Annotated in this window: 13 protein-coding genes; 7 read left to right on the top strand and 6 right to left on the bottom strand. The window is 73.5% G+C overall.

Features of this window, described 5'->3' with window-relative positions:
• The first annotated feature begins 555 nt into the window (after nucleotides 1–555).
• The gene (locus tag CP976_RS26380) at nucleotides 556–1719 is read left to right on the top strand and encodes a THUMP-like domain-containing protein (RefSeq protein ID WP_167537423.1); all 1164 of its coding nucleotides are present in this window, start codon (nucleotides 556–558) and stop codon (nucleotides 1717–1719) included.
• Between the two features lie 33 nt (nucleotides 1720–1752).
• Here the strand turns inward: CP976_RS26380 and CP976_RS26375 are convergent, their stop codons facing one another.
• The 5 genes from CP976_RS26375 to CP976_RS26355 all read right to left on the bottom strand — a co-directional run bounded on the left by CP976_RS26375 (nucleotide 1753) and on the right by CP976_RS26355 (nucleotide 7343).
• Nucleotides 1753–2976: an RNA polymerase sigma factor gene (locus CP976_RS26375; RefSeq protein ID WP_190146896.1), complete on the bottom strand. Its 1224-nt coding sequence runs from the start codon at nucleotides 2974–2976 to the stop codon at nucleotides 1753–1755.
• Between the two features lie 239 nt (nucleotides 2977–3215).
• Nucleotides 3216–3572, bottom strand: a complete 357-nt coding sequence (locus CP976_RS26370; protein WP_086600897.1) for a YciI family protein — start codon at nucleotides 3570–3572, stop codon at nucleotides 3216–3218.
• Nucleotides 3573–3701: 129 nt separating this feature from the next.
• Nucleotides 3702–4706: an LCP family protein gene (locus tag CP976_RS26365; protein ID WP_150485516.1), complete on the bottom strand. Its 1005-nt coding sequence runs from the start codon at nucleotides 4704–4706 to the stop codon at nucleotides 3702–3704.
• A 123-nt stretch (nucleotides 4707–4829) separates the two neighbouring features.
• Nucleotides 4830–6179 carry a glycoside hydrolase family 10 protein gene (locus tag CP976_RS26360; RefSeq protein WP_190146878.1) on the bottom strand — a complete coding sequence of 450 codons (1350 nt, stop codon included), beginning with the start codon at nucleotides 6177–6179 and terminating at the stop codon, nucleotides 4830–4832.
• A 99-nt stretch (nucleotides 6180–6278) separates the two neighbouring features.
• A complete protein-coding gene (locus CP976_RS26355; RefSeq protein ID WP_150482557.1) occupies nucleotides 6279–7343 on the bottom strand; it encodes a LacI family DNA-binding transcriptional regulator in 1065 nt (354 codons plus the stop codon).
• Nucleotides 7344–7506: 163 nt separating this feature from the next.
• On the opposite strand from CP976_RS26355, the gene CP976_RS26350 reads away from it, so the two are divergent.
• Nucleotides 7507–9819: a beta-xylosidase/alpha-l-arabinosidase gene (locus CP976_RS26350; RefSeq protein ID WP_150482556.1), complete on the top strand. Its 2313-nt coding sequence runs from the start codon at nucleotides 7507–7509 to the stop codon at nucleotides 9817–9819.
• A gap of 15 nt (nucleotides 9820–9834) precedes the next feature.
• Here the strand turns inward: CP976_RS26350 and CP976_RS26345 are convergent, their stop codons facing one another.
• Nucleotides 9835–10590 carry an AfsR/SARP family transcriptional regulator gene (locus CP976_RS26345; protein ID WP_167537422.1) on the bottom strand — a complete coding sequence of 252 codons (756 nt, stop codon included), beginning with the start codon at nucleotides 10588–10590 and terminating at the stop codon, nucleotides 9835–9837.
• A 306-nt stretch (nucleotides 10591–10896) separates the two neighbouring features.
• Between CP976_RS26345 and CP976_RS43015 the strand changes: the two genes are divergently transcribed.
• The 5 genes from CP976_RS43015 to CP976_RS26325 all read left to right on the top strand — a co-directional run bounded on the left by CP976_RS43015 (nucleotide 10897) and on the right by CP976_RS26325 (nucleotide 18851).
• The gene (locus CP976_RS43015; RefSeq protein ID WP_167537421.1) at nucleotides 10897–11070 is read left to right on the top strand and encodes a hypothetical protein; all 174 of its coding nucleotides are present in this window, start codon (nucleotides 10897–10899) and stop codon (nucleotides 11068–11070) included.
• A gap of 230 nt (nucleotides 11071–11300) precedes the next feature.
• Complete coding sequence (locus CP976_RS26340; protein ID WP_150482554.1) at nucleotides 11301–12665, top strand: lanthionine synthetase C family protein; 1365 nt, start codon at nucleotides 11301–11303, stop codon at nucleotides 12663–12665.
• Nucleotides 12666–12745: 80 nt separating this feature from the next.
• Nucleotides 12746–15973 (top strand): lantibiotic dehydratase, encoded by a 3228-nt coding sequence (locus tag CP976_RS26335; RefSeq protein WP_150482553.1) that lies wholly within the window; start codon nucleotides 12746–12748, stop codon nucleotides 15971–15973.
• The gene (locus tag CP976_RS26330) at nucleotides 15970–17895 is read left to right on the top strand and encodes an ABC transporter ATP-binding protein (protein ID WP_150482552.1); all 1926 of its coding nucleotides are present in this window, start codon (nucleotides 15970–15972) and stop codon (nucleotides 17893–17895) included. Before CP976_RS26335 ends, CP976_RS26330 begins: the two co-directional genes overlap by 4 nt.
• Nucleotides 17892–18851: an LLM class flavin-dependent oxidoreductase gene (locus tag CP976_RS26325; protein WP_150482551.1), complete on the top strand. Its 960-nt coding sequence runs from the start codon at nucleotides 17892–17894 to the stop codon at nucleotides 18849–18851. The genes CP976_RS26330 and CP976_RS26325 overlap by 4 nt, the downstream gene beginning before the upstream one ends.
• Nucleotides 18852–18865 lie beyond the last annotated feature (14 nt).

Raw genomic sequence — 18865 nt, 5'->3', positions numbered from 1 at the left:
GGGGGCGGCCTTCGGGCGCGCACGCGGACGACCACGGACGACGGTCTGCGGGCCGCTGGCCAGTCCCCCGCGCAGGCCGGGCCGGGCCGGCCTGCGCGGCACGGCGGACCACCGGGACGGCCACCCAGTTCCGGCGGGGCCGCAGGATGCCGGAACCGGCGCGCCGCTCCCGGCGCAGCCGGGGCAGCGGGGGCAGGGGGGCCGCCGGGGCAGCGGACGCCCGCGGAGCAGGAGCTCGGCGCCCGGCCTGCGCGGGGGACTGGGCGCGGACCGACCGGCGTCCCTGGCCCGGACCGGTCCGCGTCTCTGGCCCGGACCAACCCGCGTCCCTGGCCCGGTCCGGTCCGCATCCCCGGCCCGAACCCGAACCGCAATCCCCGGCCCCGAACCCGAACCGCATCCCGGCCCGATCCCCGTCCCAGCCCGGATCGGTCCGTGTCCCGGGCCCGGACCGACCCGCACCCCGCAGTTGGACCGACGGCCACCCCAGCCCAGACCACCCCGCCGCCCAGACCACCCCCACCACTCCCACCACCCGTGGCCGACAATGATCCGGTGAACGACCTCGCCCTCCTCCTCAGCCCCGAAGGCCGCGCTCTCCTCGACGAGGTGCGGGACACCGATCCGGCTCGGGAGCTGGCCGTCGCGACCCGGTTGCGCCGCGAGCATCCGGCCGAGCTGGTGTCGGCGGCGCTGGGCCAGGCGCGGCTGCGGCAGCGGGCGGTGGTGAAGTTCGGGGCCGAGGACGCGGGGCGGATGTTCTTCACGCCGAACGGGGTCGAGCAGTCGACCCGGGCGAGCGTGGCGGCCTACCGGGCACGGCGGCTCGCGGAGGCGGGCGTGGCCTCGGTCGCCGACCTGTGCTGCGGCATCGGCGGTGACGCGATCGCGCTGGCCCGGGCCGGGATCCGGGTCCTGGCCGTCGACCGGGATCCGATGACGGCCGCGGCGGCACGGGCGAACGCCGAGGCCCTGGGCCTGTCCGGCCTGATCGAGGTGCGGGAGGCGGATGTCACCGAGGTGGACACGGCCGGGTACGACGCCGTGTTCGTCGACCCGGCCAGGCGCGGCGGCCGGGGCCGGATCTTCGACCCCGAGGCGTACTCGCCGCCGCTGTCCTGGGCGGTCTCCGCCGCCCGCCGCGCCCCTCGTGCCGCCGCGCTGAAGATCGCCCCCGGCATCCCGCACGAGGCGGTCCCCGAGGACGCCGAGGCCGAGTGGATCTCCGACGGCGGCGACGTGAAGGAGGCGGTGCTGTGGTTCGGCACCGCGCCCGGGGCCGTACGGGCCACCCTGCTGCCGGGCCCGCGCACGCTGCTCTCCCGCGGCCTGCCCGACCCGGCGGTCCGCCCGCCCGGCCGCTACCTCTACGAGCCCGACGGGGCCGTCATCCGGGCCCATCTGGTCGCCGAGGTGGCCGACGAGGTCGGCGGCGGACTGCTCGACGCGACCATCGCGTACGTCACGGCCGACGCACTGCACCCGACCCCGTACGCCACCGCCTACGAGATCACCGACCATCTCCCTTTCAACGTCAAGAAGCTGAAGGCCCTGCTGCGGGAGCGGGAGGTCGGCAACCTCACGGTGAAGAAGCGGGGCTCGGCGGTCGAGCCGGAGGAGCTCCGCAGGAAGGTGAAGCCTCAGGGCCGGCACTCGGCCACGGTGTTCCTGACGCGGGTGGCGGGAGCACCGGCGATGCTCATCGGGCACCCCGCGTAGGCGGGAGCCGGCACCCCGCGTGGGCAGGAGCCGTCAGGTCTGCTCCGCCGCCCGCCGCGACAGCAGTTCCCTTTCCCGCTCGTTGCGCGTCAGCGACGCCGCCCGTTCGAACTCCGCCCGGGCCTCCGCCGTGCGGCCCAGGCGGGACAGGAGGTCACCTCGCACGCTGGGCAGCAGGTGGTAGTCCCGCAGGGCGGGGTCGGCCAGCAGGGAGTCGACGATGGCCAGGGCGGGGGCCGGGCCCTCGGCCATCGAGACGGCCACCGCGCGGTTCAGTTCGACTACCGGCGACGGGGAGCGGGCGGCCAGGACGCCGTACAGAGTGGCGATGCGGGACCAGTCGGTCTCCTCGTAGGTGTACGCGTGCGCGTGGCAGGCGGCGATGGCGGCCTGGAGGAGGTACGGGCCCGGGGTGCCGGAGGAGGCGGCCTCGGCCCTGCCCAGCGCGGTGATGCCGCGGCCGATGAGCATGCGGTTCCAGCGGGCGCGGTTCTGGTCCTTGAGGAGGACGGGTTCGCCGGAGGGGCCCGTGCGGGCTGCCGTGCGGGACGCCTGGAACTCCAGGAGCGCGGTCAGGCCGTGCACCTCGGGTTCCTTCGGCATGAGGGCCGAGAGCACCCGGGCCAGGCGCAGGGCGTCCTCGCACAGGGACGGGCGGAGCCAGTCGTCGCCGGCCGTGGCGGCGTATCCCTCGTTGAAGACGAGGTAGATGACGTCGAGGACCGAGCCGAGGCGGGCCTCGCGGTCGGGGCCGTAGGGCACCTCGAAGGCGATGTTCCGCGTCGCCAGGGTGCGCTTGGCGCGGACGATGCGCTGGGCGACGGTCGGCTCGGGGACCAGGAACGCGCGGGCGATCTCGGCCGTGGTGAGGCCGCCGAGGAGGCGCAGCGTGAGGGCGGTGCGGGCCTCGGTGGACAGGACCGGGTGGCAGGCGGTGAAGACCAGGCGGAGCAGGTCGTCGTCGATGTCGTCCGGGTCGGCGGGCTCTTCCGGGGGAGACACCGTCGACAGGTCCCGGCCGATCTCCGCCAGCTTGCGGGCGTAGTTCTCGCGGCGGCGGACCAGGTCGACGGCGCGGTTGCGGGCGGTGGCCATGAGCCAGGCGCCCGGGTTGTCGGGCACCCCGTCCCGGGGCCACTGCTCCAGCGCGGCGACCAGCGCGTCCTGCGCGAGTTCCTCCGCGATGCCGACGTCCCGGACGACCCGGGCGACGCCGGCGATGATGCGGGGCGACTCGATGCGGAAGACTGTTTCGATGGCTGTGTGGGTGCGGCTCGGGTCGGTAGTGGTGCGGCTCGGGTCGGCCGTAGCGCCGCTCGGACCGGCCGTTGTGCGGCTCGGATCAGCCGCGGTGCCGCTCGGGCCGGCCGTAGCGCCGCTCGGACCGGCGGTGGTGCGGCTCGGATCGGCCGTGGTGCCGCTCGGGTCGGCGGTGGGCTGCGGGGTCACAGCCCACCATCAGACACCCGTGGCGCCTTCCGGCCAAGGAGGACCGGTCAGCCCTCGGCGATCTGCCGGACCTCCGCGGTGATCGTCCAGTAGTCCTCGTGCAGGGACAGGAACCGCTTGGTCCACTCGATCGCCTCGGCCTTGTCCTTGCACTGGCTGATCGAGTAGCCGCCGATGACCTCCTTGGACTCCGTGAACGGCCCGTCGGTGACGGACAGCTTCCCGTCCTCCCAGGTCACCCGGCTGCCGTCCGCGGTCGGGGTGAGCCCGGCCGTGTCGAGCATGACCCCGGCCTTGGTGATCTCCTCCAGGAGCTTGCCCATCCGCTCCTGGAGTTCGGGGCTCGGGCCCTCGGCGGGGGCGTTCTTCTCGTCGATGCGGATCAGGGTGAGAAAGCGCGGCATGGTGACTCCTCGGGGCTCTGCGGAGCGAGGCCTTTCCCCGCTCTCACCCCTGCGTCGATCGGGAGACGTCCGGATCGACACGCTCGCCGGACTTTTCTCCAAGAATTTTTCCGAGCGCGTTTGTACAGGTCAGCGCAGTGACTCCCACAGCTCCCGCGCCTCGGGCTCCTCGGCCACCACCCGGTTGGGATCCGACGGCGCCCGCACCACCGGCATCGTCACCGTCCGTACCGCGCTCGCCGACAGGTCCTTCAGGCTCTGCCCGAGCCGGGTCAGCTCGGCGAGGGAGTCCAGGCCGGTGTCGGTGGTGAGGCCGGCGGTCACGGCGTCCGCGACCCGGTACAGCTTCGCCGGGTCGGTGAGCAGGTCCCGCGCGGCGATCTGTTCCAGCAGCGCCTTCACCAGCTTCTGCTGGAGGCCTATGCGGCCCAGGTCGCTGCCGTCTCCTATGCCGTGCCGGGTGCGGGCCAGGGCGAGGGCCCGGGTGCCGTCCAGGTGGTGGGTGCCCGCCTTGAGACGCAGATGGCTGTCGTCGTCGGCGATGTCCTCGTCCGTGGTGACGGTGACGCCGCCGAGCGCGTCGACGAGCTTCGCGAAGCCGGAGAAGTCGATCTCGATGTAGTGGTCCATGCGGACGCCGGTGACCGCCTCGACCGTTTTGACCGCACAGACCGGACCGCCCACCGCGTAGGCGTTGTTGAACATGGAGTGGTGCGCGACGGCCGTCGACCCGCCGGACGGGCGCGGGCAGGAGGGGCGGGTGACCAGGGTGTCGCGCGGGATGCTCACCACCGTCGCGCCGGTGCGCCCGGCGTCGAGGTGGACGACCATCGCCGTGTCGGAGCGCGCACCGGAGCTGTCGCCGCCGCCGAGCCTGCGGTTCTCCTCGCCGCTGCGCGAGTCCGAGCCCAGGACCAGGATGTTGAGCGCCTCGCTGGGCAGGGCCGCTGCGGAGGAGGAGGGCGTGACCTCCGGCTTCGGCGGGCGGTTGTCGCCCAGCGCGTTGTCGATGTCGACGCTGGTGATGTTGTCGCTGAGATGCCGGTAGGCCCAGCCCGCCGCCCCGATGCCCAGCACCAGCGCACCCGCGAGGGAGAAGCCGGCGATCCGCAGCGCTCTGGACCGCCGGCCCACTGCTCTGCCCGCGTCCCCGCTCCCGTCGCGTCCTGTCACGGGCAGGAACGTAAGTCCGAATTATTACGAGCAGGACCCCCAGGGCGATTTTCTTCGGAAATTCTCAGACTTCTCCGTCCGGTCTCACCCCAGAGTCACCACGGGCACCGGGTTGCTCCCGCTCCATGAGCCGTTGAAGCCGAACGTGACCGAACCACCGTCCGGCACAGACCCGTTGTAGGAGGCGTTCACGCAACTCACCGCCGCACCCGACTGCGTGCAGCTCGCGTTCCAGGCCTGCGCGATCCGCTGCCCGGCGCCGAACGTCCAGTTCGCCTTCCACGACGACAGCGAGGCCCCCGAGCAGGCGATCCGCACCTGGCCCGTATAGCCCGTGCTCCACTGGCTGGTGACGCTGTACGTCGCCGAGCAGGCGCCCGTGGGCGGGGTCGTCGTCCCGCCGAGCGCCTCGGCGATGGCGTGGTACGCCGGTTTCGGCTGGTAGTTCTCGTCGTACGGCGTGGCCGCGCCCTGGCCGGGGAAGGTGTCCGGGATCCAGGAGTCGGAGTCGGTGAAGCCCCAGACGGTGACGCCGGAACAGCGCGCGACCGCCACGCAGGCGTTCATGACCGCCTTGTAGTCGGCGGCCTGCTGGGTCAGCTTCGCCTGCGTCGCCGGAAGCTGCATCCGGATGTCCAGCTCGGTGATCGCCACGTCGACGCCCAGGTCGGCGAAGCGCTGGATGTTCTGCTGCATCGTCGAGGGCACCTGGCCGACGATGAGATGGGCCTGGAGCCCGACTCCGTCGATCGGGACGCCGCGCTCCTTCAGCGACTTGACCAGGTTGTAGAGGGCCGTGCTCTTCGCGTTGACGCCCTCGACGTTGTAGTCGTTGATGTACAGCCTGGCGCCGGGGTCGGCGGCCCGGGCCCAGGTGAGGGCCTGCGCGATGTAGTCCTGGCCGAGGGTGTCGTGGAAGAGGGTCCGGCGGTAGGTGCCGTCCTCGTTGAAGGGCTCGTTCACCACGTCCCAGGCGGCCAGCCGGCCCTTGTAGCGGCCGACCTCGGTGGCGATGTGGTCCTGGACGATGGCGCTGAGCTGGTCCCGGGTCCAGCTTCCGTTCGTCAGCCAGCCCGGGTTCTGCTGGTGCCAGAGCAGGGTGTGGCCGCGCACCTGCTGGTCGTGGGCCTCGGCGAAGTCCACGATCTGGTCGGCCTCGGCCCAGTCGTAGCTGCCCCGGCTCGGCTCGACGGACCCCCACTTCATGGCGTTGCCGGGGGTGAGCCAGTTGAACTCGCGCCCGGCGATCTCGCCGTAGGTGCCGGTGAGTTTCGAGCCGGTGACCGCCGTGCCCATGACCTTGTCCTTGGCTTCGGCGAGGTCGCGCAGCGGGACGTCGGCGGCGTGCGACACGGGGGCCGCGAGCAGCAGGGAGCCGGCCGTGACGACTCCGGCCAGCAGGGATGCGAGTAAGCCCGATCTCAGCGATCTCATTGCGGGTGCCTCCGAAAGTTTCGGTGGTGCAACCGATTGGCTTCGGTGCAGTGTGGAGACGCTCGGAACACCCGTCAATACGGCAACAGCGGTCAGCGGTCAGCCGCCCGCTGGCGCCGCCGTACTGCTGCGCACCACCAGGCTCGTCGCCAGCTCCACCCGGGTGGCAGCCGGGGTGCCCGCCTCACGGCCGAGGTCGAGGACCAGCTTGGCCGCGGCCTCGGCCATCTCCGTCAGCGGCTGCCGTACGGTCGTCAGCGGCGGCCCGACCAGGGGCGCCACCGGCAGATCGTCGAACCCGACCACGCTCAGGTCCTCGGGGATGCGCAGCCCCAGCTCGCGCGCGGCCTCGTACAGCCCGAGCGCCTGGAGGTCGTTCCCGGCGAAGACGGCGGTCGGCCGGTCCGGGCGGCGCAGCAGCTCCAGACCCAGCCGGTAGCCGGCCTCGTGGTGGAAGTCGCCGTTCGCGATCAGCCCGGGGTCGACCGGCAGCCCGGCCGTCTCCAGCGCGGCCCGGTAGCCGTCGACCCGGGCGCGGCTGCACATCATCTGCGTCGGCCCGCTGATCGCGCCGATCCTGCGGTGCCCCAGCTCGACCAGATGCCGGGTGGCCGCGAGACCGCCCTGCCAGTTGGTCGCGCCGATGGACGGCACGTCGGCGCCCGGGTCGCCGGCCGGGTCCATCACCACGAACGGGATGGCGCGGCTGGTCAGCAGCGCCCGCTGCGACTCGTCGAGCCCGGACAGGACCAGGACCACGCCGTGCGGGCGGCGCGCGGCGACCTGGTCGGCCCAGGTCCGCCCGGGGGTGAGCCGCCCCGCGCTCTCCGACAGCACCACGCTGAGCCCCGCGTCCCGGGCCACGTTCTCCACACCCCGGATGACCTCCAGCGCCCAGGCGCTCTCCAGCTCGTGGAAGACCAGGTCGATCAGGGGTGAGCGGGTCGCCTCGGCCCGGCGGCGCCGGTAGCCGTGGGCCCGCAGCAGATCCTCGACACGGGCCCGGGTCGCGGGGGCGACGTCGGCGCGGCCGTTGAGGACCTTCGAAACAGTCGGCGCCGACACACCGGCCTCACGGGCGATCTCGGCGAGCGTCGCGGTCTGCGCGCTGCGCCCCTGCGTCCGGTTTTGCGTCCGGCTTTCCACCGGCTCCGGGGATGTCATGGCGGCGATCGTATCCCTGCGGGCCCCCTTGACGAAGTCCCCGGGGCGCCATAGGTTCCCGGAACATTCGACATACTTACCGAAACATTCGTGGAAGCGGGCGTGAGAGACGCTCGTGAGCACCGTTCGTGAGAGGGCCGTCCGTCCACCCGACAGGAGCTTCATGACCACCGCGCCCTGGCGTGACCCCGCCCTGCCCGCCGCCGCCCGCGTCGACGACCTGCTCTCCCGGATGACCCTGGAGGAGAAGACCGCCCAGCTGTACGGCGTGTGGGTGGGCGCTTCGACGGACGGCGACGGAGTCGCTCCGCACCAGCACGACATGACTGTGGACTACGAGTGGGACGAGCTGATCACCCGCGGCCTGGGCCAGCTCACGCGCTCCTTCGGCACCGCCCCCGTGGACCCGGCGCTGGGCGCGCAGGCACTGGCCCGCGCCCAGCGCCGCATCATCGAGGCCGGCCGCTTCGGCATCCCGGCGATCGCGCACGAGGAGTGCCTGGCCGGCTTCACCGCCTGGCAGGCCACGGCCTACCCGGTCCCGCTGGCCTGGGGAGCGACCTGGGATCCCCCGCTGGTCGAGGAGATGGCCCGCCGCATCGGCGACGACCTGCGCTCGGCCGGCGTGCACCAGGGCCTCGCGCCCGTCCTGGACGTCGTACGCGATCCGCGCTGGGGCCGCGTGGAGGAGACGATCGGCGAGGACCCGTACCTGGTCGGCACGGTCGGCGCGGCCTATGTGCGGGGCCTGGAGTCGGCCGGGGTCGTCGCCACGCTGAAGCATTTCGCCGGGTACGCCTCCTCGGCGGGCGCCCGCAACCTGGCACCCGTACGGGCCGGCATCCGCGAGTTCGCGGACGTCACACTCCCGCCCTTCGAGATGGCGCTGCGCGAGGGCGGGGCCCGTTCGGTGATGGCCGCGTACACGGAGCGGGACGGCGTGCCGGCCTCGGCGGACCCCGAGCTGCTGACCGGACTCCTGCGCGAGGAGTGGGGCTTCACCGGCACGGTCGTCGCGGACTACTTCGGCATCGGCTTCCTCCAGACCCTCCACCGGGTGGCCGGCACCCCGGCCGAGGCGGCCCACGCGGCCCTGGAGGCCGGCATCGACGTCGAACTGCCGAGCCTCAAGTGCTACGGCGATCCGCTGGTGGACGCGGTCCGCTCGGGCGAGATCCCCGAGGAGCTGGTGGACCGCGCGGCCCGCCGCGTCCTGCTCCAGAAGTGCGAACTGGGCCTGCTGGACGAGGACTGGGCCCCCGAGCCGGCCGCCCCGGTCGAGCTCGACTCGACGCGCAACCGCATCCTGGCCCGCCGCCTGGCCGAGGAGTCGGTCGTCCTGCTCGACAACCCCGACGGCCTGCTCCCGCTCGCCCCCGACACCCGGATCGCGGTGATCGGCCCCCGCGCGGCCGACGCCCTGGCCATGCTGGGCTGCTACTCCTTCCCGTCCCACGTCCTCACCCACCACCCGGGCGTCCCGACCGGCATCGAGATCCCGACGGTCCTCGACGCCCTGCGCACCGAACTCCCCGACGCCAAGGTGACGTTCGCGCCGGGCTGCGACGTGACGGACCCGGACACCTCCGGCTTCGAGGAGGCCGTCGCCCGCACCGCCGAGGCGGACGTGTGCGTGGCGGTCCTCGGCGACCGGGCGGGGCTGTTCGGCCGCGGCACCTCGGGCGAGGGCTGCGACGCGACGGACCTCGCCCTGCCGGGCGCCCAGGGCGAGCTGCTGGACGCGCTGGTCGCCACGGGCGTCCCCGTGGTGCTGGTGCTGCTGACCGGCCGTCCCTACGCTCTCGGCCGCTGGCACGGCCGCCTGGGCGCGGTCGTCCAGGCGTTCTTCCCGGGGGAGGAGGGCGGCCCGGCGGTGGCGGGAGTGCTGTCGGGCCGCGTGAACCCGTCGGGTCGCCTCCCCGTGAGCGTCCCGCAGGTCCCCGGCGGCCAGCCCTGGACGTACCTCCAGCCGCCCCTCGGCCTCGCGGGCGAGGTCAGCAACCTCGACCCGACCCCGCTGTACGCCTTCGGGCACGGTCGCTCGTACACGACGTTCGTCTGGGAGGACGGCACGGGCGGCGAGGAGCCGGCGGAGATCGGCACCGACGGGACGTACGACGTCTCGGTGACCGTCCGCAACACCGGCGACCGCGAAGGGGCGGAGGTCGTGCAGCTGTATCTGCACGATCCGGTGGCGTCGGTGACCCGGCCCGACGTACGGCTGATCGGCTACCAGCGCGTGGCGGCGGCCCCGGGCGAGGCGGTGCGGGTGACGTTCCGCTTCCACGCGGACCTGTCGGCGTTCACCGACCGCTCGGGCAGGCGCGTGGTCGAACCCGGCGCCCTGGAGCTGCGGCTGGCGGCGTCCAGCGCGGACGTACGCCACACCGCGCGCCTCACCCTCACGGGCCCGGTCCGGGTGCTCGGCGCCGACCGGCGGCTGCGCTGCGAGACGGAGGTCTCGGAGCTGCCGTGAGGCACGTGAGGCCGGTCAGACCCAAAGGCCGGTGACGGGCGCTCGCGGCGGGTCCTCCAGCAGCTCCTCCCAGGAGAACATCGGTGCCACGCCGAGGTCGTCCCGGAGCAGGTCGACGAGTTCGTTGAACCGCTGTCGTGCCGCGGCCCGGTGACGGCTGGCCAGCAGCGCGCTCAGCAGGGTGTGCCAGGCCCCCTCCCGCAACGGGTCGCACCGCACGACCTGTTCGGCACTGATCACGGCGGCACGCGCGTTGCCCCGGATCAGCTCCGCCTCGGCCAGCCCGTGCAGCACTTCCAGCCGCAGCCGCTGCCACTCCTGCCGGCAGGCGACCACCCAGTCCTCCTCGAACTCCCCGAGCACCTCGCTCTCGAGCTGGGCGCGGAAACGAGCCGGCAGATCGGCCGTGGCGACCTCGGTGAACCCGCGACGCAGCAGGCCCAGACAGCGTTCCCGGGCCTCCTGGTAGTCGACACGGACGCCGTCGGCGAGACCGAGGTCCGTGCGCGTGCCGCGCAGGAACCTTCCGTCCGTGCTGTTGTTCACCTGCCAGACCGCCTTGCGGAGCGCGGCGCGGGGGTCTGCCGCCCGCGACAGGCCGAGAAGGTCGACGAGCCTGTCCCGGCTGACGCGCTCCCCGCGATGGACCCCCAGAAAGGCCACCAGCCGGGCCGCGTGGGACGACGCGGGCAGGATGCTGACTCCGCCACGACTCGCCAGGGCCGGCGACCCCGACAGCAGTCTGATCTCCAAGTCCTCGCACGTCTGCACGTGAATCTCCCCCTGTTGCGCCGTGGATCACCGGGGAGTGGTCAGCTCCCCCGTCACGGCGAGTGTCGGTCGGACGGCCACGGCCGTCGACCGGGTGAGATCACGCCGGTTTCGGCCGCGAGTCAGCACCGTAGCGCTTTTTGACTTCCTGACAGACATGTGTCTTCTGCGAAGTCCCGACCGGCACAAAGGTAAAGAACGAGACAAGGACGCTCCTGGAACGGTTCAAGAACGGGTGTGCGCCACAGTGACGGCTCTCCGTCAGACCCCTGGCGGTGTGTTCGATGTCACAGAGAGGAAGCCAACATGGCTGTTGCGAAGGATCCGTTCGCCCTGGACGCCCGCGTCAGCGGTTCCGGTGGGGACGCCGTCGTCCAGGGGACGCCCACCATCACGGTCAGCATCGTGACCAAGGTCTCGGCCAAGAAGTGCACGAAGATCAAGACCTGCACCTGCAAGGGCTGCACCTTCAAGTGCTGAATCCGCGTGCACTGAGCCTTCACACGGCGCGCCATGACGTGGCCGGCCGGCACACGCCGACCGGTCGAGCGATGCCGCGGTGAAGGCGGGGGCTGTCGTGAGGCCAATTCACGACAGCCCCCACCCCGTCGCACCCTACCGGCGCCTACCGCCTCCGGGCCCGCCCTCTTCCGGCCTCCCGGGATCTCACCACCGTCCGTATTGTCCGCCTGCCCAGCGAGCCAGGGACCATGCCCACGCACACCCGTACCAGCCCCTCCGACCGGACCTCCGGACCCCACTGGGGCCGCGTCGCGCTGCCCGCCCCGCTCACCGCCCGGGCCCGGCAGGCCGCCGACCGGGTCGCCGACGCGCTCGCCGGACCCCACCTGCTGCCCGAACTGGCCGCACGGGCGGCGGCCCAGTCCGACGACGCCGTGTGGGACGGCAGTTCCCTCAGCCACGGGCACGCGGGACTGGCCCTGCTCCACCTGTACGCGGCCCGCGCCGGCGGTGGCAGGGCCGCGTACGACCGGGCCTTCGCCTTCCTCAGGGCGGCGTTCGAGCACACCGAGACCGAGCCCGTGCCCGAACCCGGGATGTTCGGCGGCACCAGCGGACTCGCGCTCGCCCTCGCCGACTTCGCGGCCGACGAGCCCCGCTTCCGGCCGAGCATGGACCGGCTGCACGAGCGTCTGGCCGACCAGGTCCTGGCCGTGGACCGGCCCTCGGGCGCCGTGGCCGACCACGACTACGACGCCATCAACGGCGCGGCCGGCGTGCTGGCCCACCAGTGCACGGTCGACTCGCCGAGCCCGCGGATGCGCGAGGCCACGGATCGGACACTGGACTTCCTGCTGCGGCTGAGCACCGGGGACGGTCCGCCGTACGCCCTGGCCGTCGCGCCCCGCTGGTACCCGCTCGACGAGTACCGCGCCGACTACCCGCACGGCTATCTGAACCTCGGCCTCTCCCACGGCGTCCCCGGCGTGGCCGGCGCGCTCGCCGCCGCTCTGCGCGCCGGGCACCGCGCCCCGGAGACCCGCACGGCACTGCGCGGCCTCGTGGACTGGCTGCTGGCCGTACGGCTGACCGACGCGCAGGGGCCGCTGTGGGCGCGCGGGGTGCCGCTCGACGCGAACGGCCGTACCGTTCCGAACGACGCGCTGCCCCACGCACACGACCAGCTGGCCTGGTGCTACGGCACCGCCGGTGTCGCCGTCGCACTGCTGCGGGCCGCCGAGGCGCTCGGCGACGACGCGGCCGGTTCCGCCGCCGCGGACGCGTTCGACGCCGTGCTGCGGCGCGGCCCGGGCCGCGGCACCGTCCTGTCCCCCACGCTGTGCCACGGCATGGCGGGACTGGTGGCCGTCTGCGCCGAGTTCGCCGCCTCCGGGCGCTCCCCGAACGCCGAGGCCGCGCTCCCCTCGCTGGTCGGCGAGCTCCTCGCGTACGCCGAGGACGACCGGCCGCTGCTCTTCGCCGACCAGGACGTACCCGGCAACTTCGTGGACGACCCCGGGCTGCTCACCGGCGCCGCCGGCGTCGCGCTCACCCTGTTCGCGGTCACGGGTCGCGACCGGCCCCGCTGGTTCACCGCGTTCTTCCTGTCCTGAGCGCCCGCCGGAGGATCCGCCAGCCGGGCCACCGCCCCTTCCCGCAGCACGTTCCCTTCCCAGCCGAGGTGGTTGAAGCCATGGCCGCACCCCCGTCCCCCTACCGGCACGCCGGGTTCTTCCTCCTGCGCACCCCGGCCCTGCCCGCGTCCACCTTCCACCGGCTCACCGACGACGCCGCCCTGAGCGCGCTGTCCGGCACCCCGCGCGTGCGCCGGGCACTGGAGGTCGCGAGCCCCAGCCTGGGTGCCGCGCTGCGGGAGGGGCACGAGCCCGGCGACGGCAAGCGGGGGCGCCGCATCCGCTCCGGCCTCCTGCGCTATCTGACCCGGATGAGCACCCGGCCGACCCCCTACGGCGCCTTCGCGGCTGTGACGATGGGCGAGTTCGGGCCGCGTACCACCGCCCGGCTCGGTGCCGGGGCCGTCGGACGGCAGCGGATACGGGCGGACATGGGCTGGCTGATGCTGTTCGTCCGGGAGGCACAGCAGCGCGTCGGCGCGGCCGACGGTCTCGCCCTGGTGTGGAACGCCCTGGCGCACCCGTCGGGCGAACGGATCGTGCTCCCCCAGGCGGACGCCTACGGGCAGGGCGAGGGCAAGGCGGCCCGGATCCTCGACACGGAGGCGGTACGCCTGGTGCGCGAGCGCACGCGCGGGCCCGTCCCCTGCCCGTACGGCGAAGTCGTCGCCGAACTCTCCGCCGCGTTCCCGGACGCCCCGGCCGAGCGGCTGAACGCGCTGATCGGGGAACTGCTCGACCTCGGGTTCCTGCTCTCCGACCTGCGTCCGCCGCTCACCCTGCCGCATCCCGAGCACCACGTGGCCGAGCGACTGGCGAAGACCGCCGGGACCACGGCCGCCGATCTGGCCCGGGAGCTGGACGGCGTGGCAGGCGCCGCCCGCCACGCCGAGACCTCGGACACCGCCGACGAACTGGTCGCCCTGCGCGCGGCGCAGCGCGCCCTCGTCCCCGCCCACCGGGGCGAGACGTTCCACCTGGACGCGGCGGCCGACCTGCGCGGCGGCGGGATGACCGCCGCCGTGGGTGAGGCCGCCGCCGACGCCGTGGGCGTCCTGGCCCGGCTCGCCGACGCCCTGCCCGGCCCGGACCGTCACCTGGCGGCCTACGCGGAGGCGTTCATGGAGCGCTACGGCACGGGAGCCCTCGTCCCGCTCACCGATGTGCTCAGCCCTCTCACCGGCCTCGACGCCCCTGCCGGCTACCTCCAGCCGCCGCCCGCCGCACCCCCCGAGCCGGGGCCCGAACCGGTCACCCGTGCCTACGAACGCGTACTGGCCGAGCAGCTCGGGGGCACACCGCCGGGCGGCGCCGTGGAACTGTCCGACGCCCTGGAGGACCGGCTGGTCCGGGCCGCGCTGCGCGACCGGGCCGAGGACCGGGCCGCTCACGGGCACGGACGGCACCAGGGGGCCGGGGCCGGCACCCCCGTGGCCGCCGTGGACGTCTATCTCCAGGTGCACGCCGCCGGCGCCGACGCGATCGACCGGGGTGAGTGGCGGCTGGTGCTCAACGACGACGGGCTCGCACCGGGCGGCTGCACCTTCGGCCGGTTCTTCGACCTGTTCGACGACGCACAGCGGGAGGGCCTGCGCCGGTACGCGCGGCACCGGCAGGAGCTCGCACCGCACGCGGTGGTCGCCGAACTGAGCTACGTGCCCGCGCACGGCCGCGGTGCGAACGTGGCCGTACGGCCGCTGCACCACGACTTCGAGATACCGGTGAACGTGCCGCCGACGGTCCCCGAGGAACGGGTGATCGCCCTCGACGACCTGTACGTCGCCGCCGACCACACGGGGCTGTTCCTGTGGTCGCGCCGGCTGGGACGTGAGGTGATCGTGGCCGAGGGGCACATGCTCACCCCGGCCGCCGCGCCCAACGTCTGCCGTTTCCTCACCGACGTCTCGCGGCTGCGGCGGCGCACGGTCGGCGGCTTCACCTGGGCGGGGCTGGAGGGCGGACCGTATCTGCCGCGCGTCGTGCGCGGCCGTGTCGTCCTGCGCGCGGCCGAGTGGACCCTCACCGCCGGGCAACTGGCCGCCGCCCGGCCCACCGACAGCGGTGCGCGGGCAGCGGAACCCGCGCCCGGCGCCACGGACACCCCCGAGACGCGGGACGCGCTGGCCCGCTGGCGCGCCCAGTGGCGGGTTCCCCGGTACGTGTACCTCGTCGAGCACGACAACCGGCTGCTGCTCGACCTCGACCGGCCCGGGTGCCGGACGGAACTCCTGCGTGAGCTGCGCACGTCCTCCGCCGTCCGGCTCCAGGAGATGCTGCCCGGCTTCGACGGGCTGTGGCTGCGTGACGAGAGCGGCGACGCGTACGTGAGCGAACTGGTCGTCCCGCTGCTGCCGGCCGGCCAGGCCGCACAACCGGCCGCTCCCGACCGGACCTCGCCGCGCCACGCCCCGGCCGCCGTCGCGCGTCCCCGGCACCTGCCCGGGGACCGGTGGTCGTGCCTGAAGCTCTACTCCTGCTTCGACCGGCACGACGAGATCCTGGCCGGCCCGCTGCGCGCCCTCGCCGACGCCCTGCGCCGCGACGGACGCGCCGACCGGTGGTTCTTCATCCGGTACGCCGATCCCCGCCCCCATCTGCGGATCCGTTTCCGCGCCCCCGGGCAGGCGACGCCGGCGGAGCACGGCGCGCTGCTCACCGAACTCCTCGCCTTCGGGCGGGACATGGTGCGGCGCGGGCTCGCCGGCGACCTCGAAATCGCCTCGTACGAACCGGAGGTCGTCCGCTACGGTGGCCCGCGCGTCCACGACGCGATCGAGCGGCTCTTCGAGGCGGGCAGTGACACCGCGCTCCAGGTCGTCGACCGGATGTGGGGCGGGGAGCTCGACATGAGGGCCGAGTTCGTCGCCGTCGCCGTGCTCGACGCCCTGTACGACCGCTGGGGCCTGGACGTGCGGGCCCGCTTCGCCGTGGCGCCCGGTGCGGCCGGCGCGGAGGAGACGGCGGCGCGTTCGCTGTACCGGGAGCACCGCGACTACCTGGGGGAGTTGCTCGCCCCGTGGGATCTGCGGCCGCACCCCCGGGGCCGCGCCGACCACGCCGCGCTGGCGCCCCTGCTCGTCACGCAGGCGGCCGCCGCGGCCGGGGCGGGCCGGGCGGTGCGCGACGCGGCGGCGCGGGGCGAGCTGTGGGGGACCGAGGAGGACGTCCTCGCGAGTCTGGCGCACATGACGGTGAACCGCCTGTTGCCCGTGGACCTCTCCCGTGAGGAGCGGATCTACGGGGTCTGGAAGAACGTACTGAGAACGATCGGAGGCCGACCGGCATGACCACCGGTGACGCCAGCCACCACGACGGGGAAAGCGCCGAGGAGCTCGACGAGCAGGAGGTGAACCGCAAGCTGTCGCGCAGCCCCTCCTACTGGCTGCGGCTGATGGCCCTGTTCTGGCGCATCAGCCCCGCCCGGATATCCGTCCTCGCCCTGCTGACCTGGGCCGTGGCGGTCGTCCCCGGCCTGCAGATCCGGCTCACCGCGGCGGCGGTCGACGCCGTCACCGACGGTGTCACGGCCGCCGGCGGCGACACCGCCCGCGACGCGCTGATCACGGCGCTCGCCGGCATTCTGAGCCTGTCCCTGCTGGCCCATGTGGTCGGTGCGTACGTGCAGTACCTCGGGGCGGTCGTGGGGCTCCAGCTGACCGCGCGGATCAGCGAACAGGTCATGGCCAAGGGCACCCGCATGGACCTCGCGACCTATGAGGACCCGGAGTCCTACGACCGGCTGCAGCGGGCCTTCCAGGAGAGCACCACCGGACGGGCGTACGAGATCTTCAGCGACCTCGTCGAGACGGTGAAGAACCTCGTCACCCTGATCGCCATCAGCGCGGCGCTCTTCTCCTGGCACCCGTGGGCCGCGCTGATCACCCTGCTGTCGCCGCTGCCCGCGGCGGTCGTCCAGGCCGCCTACGGCAAGCGGGAGTTCGAGGTGGAGTACGACCGCGCCCAGGACCGGCGGCGGGCGTACTACTTCCAGTGGCTCACCACCCAGGACCACACCTTCAAGGAGATCAAGCTCTTCGGTCTCGGCCCGCACTTCATCCGCCGCTACCGCGAACTGGTCCAGGGCTTCTACGAGGTGGACCGCAGGCTGGCGATGAAGCAGGAGGGCTGGAGCGCGGCGGCCGGCCTGATCGGCGTCCTCGGCGCGACCGGCGCCATGGCACTGGCCATGCTGTCCGCGATGGACACCGGCGAGGTGGGCGAGCTGGCGGGCTTCCTCCAGGCCATCGCCTCGGTGAGCGCGGCCAGTTCGGGGATGCTCGTCGGCCTGGCCACGCTGTACCAGAACACCCTGTTCACGGGGAACCTCTTCGACTACCTCGGCCTGCCGGAGTCCGTCATCAAGGGCGGCGCGCGTCCCTTCCCGGAGAGCCTGCGGCACGGCATCGAGTTCCGGGACGTCACGTTCGTCTACCCCGGCACGGACACCAAGGCGCTCGACGGCTTCTCGTGCCTGATCCCCGCGGGCAAGTGCTGTGCCCTGGTGGGACAGAACGGCGCGGGCAAGACCACCATCGTCAAACTGCTGACCCGGCTGTACGAGCCGACGTCGGGGCGGATCCTCATCGACGGGCATCCCATCGAGGACTACGACGTGGACCAGTTGCGGTCCGGCATCGGCGTGATCTTCCAGGACTTCATCAAGTACGAGCTGCCCGCCCGCGAGAACATCGGCTTCGGCCGGGTCGAGGCCCTGGACGACGAGGCGCGGATCGCCCGCGCGGCCACCGCGAGCGGCGCCGCGGAGGTCGTCGCGAAACTGGACGAGGGCTACGACACCGTCCTCGGGCGGCACTTCGAGGACGGGGCCCAGCTCTCCGGCGGCCAGTGGCAGAAGGTGGCACTGGCCCGCGCGTTCATGCGGCAGGCGCCCGTGCTGGTGCTGGACGAGCCGACCGCGTCCATCGACGCCGAGGCCGAGGCGGAGGTGTTCGGCAAGCTGCGCGAGATCGCCTCCGGGGCCACGTCGCTGGTGATCGCCCACCGGTTCTCGACGGTGCGGATCGCGGACAAGATCGTCGTGATCGAGGACGGCCGGCTGGCGGAGGAGGGCACCCACGGCGAGCTGATGGAGCACGACGGCATCTACGCCTACCTGTTCAACCTCCAGGCGGCCGGCTACCGGGCCGAGGACGGCCCGGACGGCACCGGCGACGAGGAGGAGCAGGACCGGGAGGAGGCGCTGCGATGACGCTGTCCGTGATGTTCCCCGTCATGCCGGAGCGCATCGAGGACCTGGTCCGCTTCGCCCGCCATGTGGCCGACGGCCCCTGCCACCGGCTGTGGATGGGCCAGACGCTGACGTACGAGACCTTCCAGGCGCTCGCCTACCTGGCCGGCGCGGGAGTGCGGCTGCCGGTGGGGACCGGAGTGGCGCTCACCCCGCTGCGCCACCCGTACGAGGCGGCCCTCCAGGCCCGCACGGTGGCCCAGCTCATGGGACACCCCGTGGTCGCCGCGTTCGGCACCGGAGGGCAGGAGTTCGCCCAGGACATGCTCGGCGCGCCCTACGCCCGCCCGGCGACCGCGGTCGCCGAGTACCTGACGGTGGCCCGCCACACGCTGGCCGGCGAGTACTTCGAGTTCCACGGCGAGTACCACCGGGTGTCCTCCGGCCTCTACCCGGTGCGGCATCCGGGGGTGGAGCTGGGCGCGGGCGTGCTGCGCCCCGGCATGGCCCGCAAGGCGGGCGCGACCGCCGATGTGGCGGTGACCTGGCTGACCCCTCCGGCGTACCTGGCCGAGGTGGTCCGGCCCGCCCTGGAGGCGGGGGCGCGCTCAGCGGGCCGGCGCCCTCCGCGCATCGCCGCGGTGGTGCACGTGGCGGTCGCCCGGCCGGGCCGCGATCCGCGCCGGCTGGCCTATCTGGGCAACGCGGGCCATCTGGTCACCGACCACTACGTGGACATGCTGCGCCGGGCGGGCCTCGACGTCAGCGCCGACGACCCGGAGAAGGGCGCGCAAGCGCTGGTCGAGGCCGGTGTCCTGGCATACGGCGCCCCGGCCCGCATCGCGCGCGAACTGGAGGAGTACCGCGCGGCCGGGGTGGACGAGGTGGTGCTCAGCCCGGTCGGTGTGTGCGCTGACGAGGGATTCGACGCGGCCCTCGCCGACGTGGACGACATCGCGCGGGCAGTGTCCGGATGATCCACCGTCCGCTT

Origin of the sequence: Streptomyces coeruleorubidus (genome assembly GCF_008705135.1) — a bacterium.
GTDB classification, from domain to species: domain Bacteria; phylum Actinomycetota; class Actinomycetes; order Streptomycetales; family Streptomycetaceae; genus Streptomyces; species Streptomyces coeruleofuscus.
The sequence above is the reverse complement of the archived record's forward strand: the minus strand, read 5'-3'. Positions and strand labels throughout refer to the sequence as shown.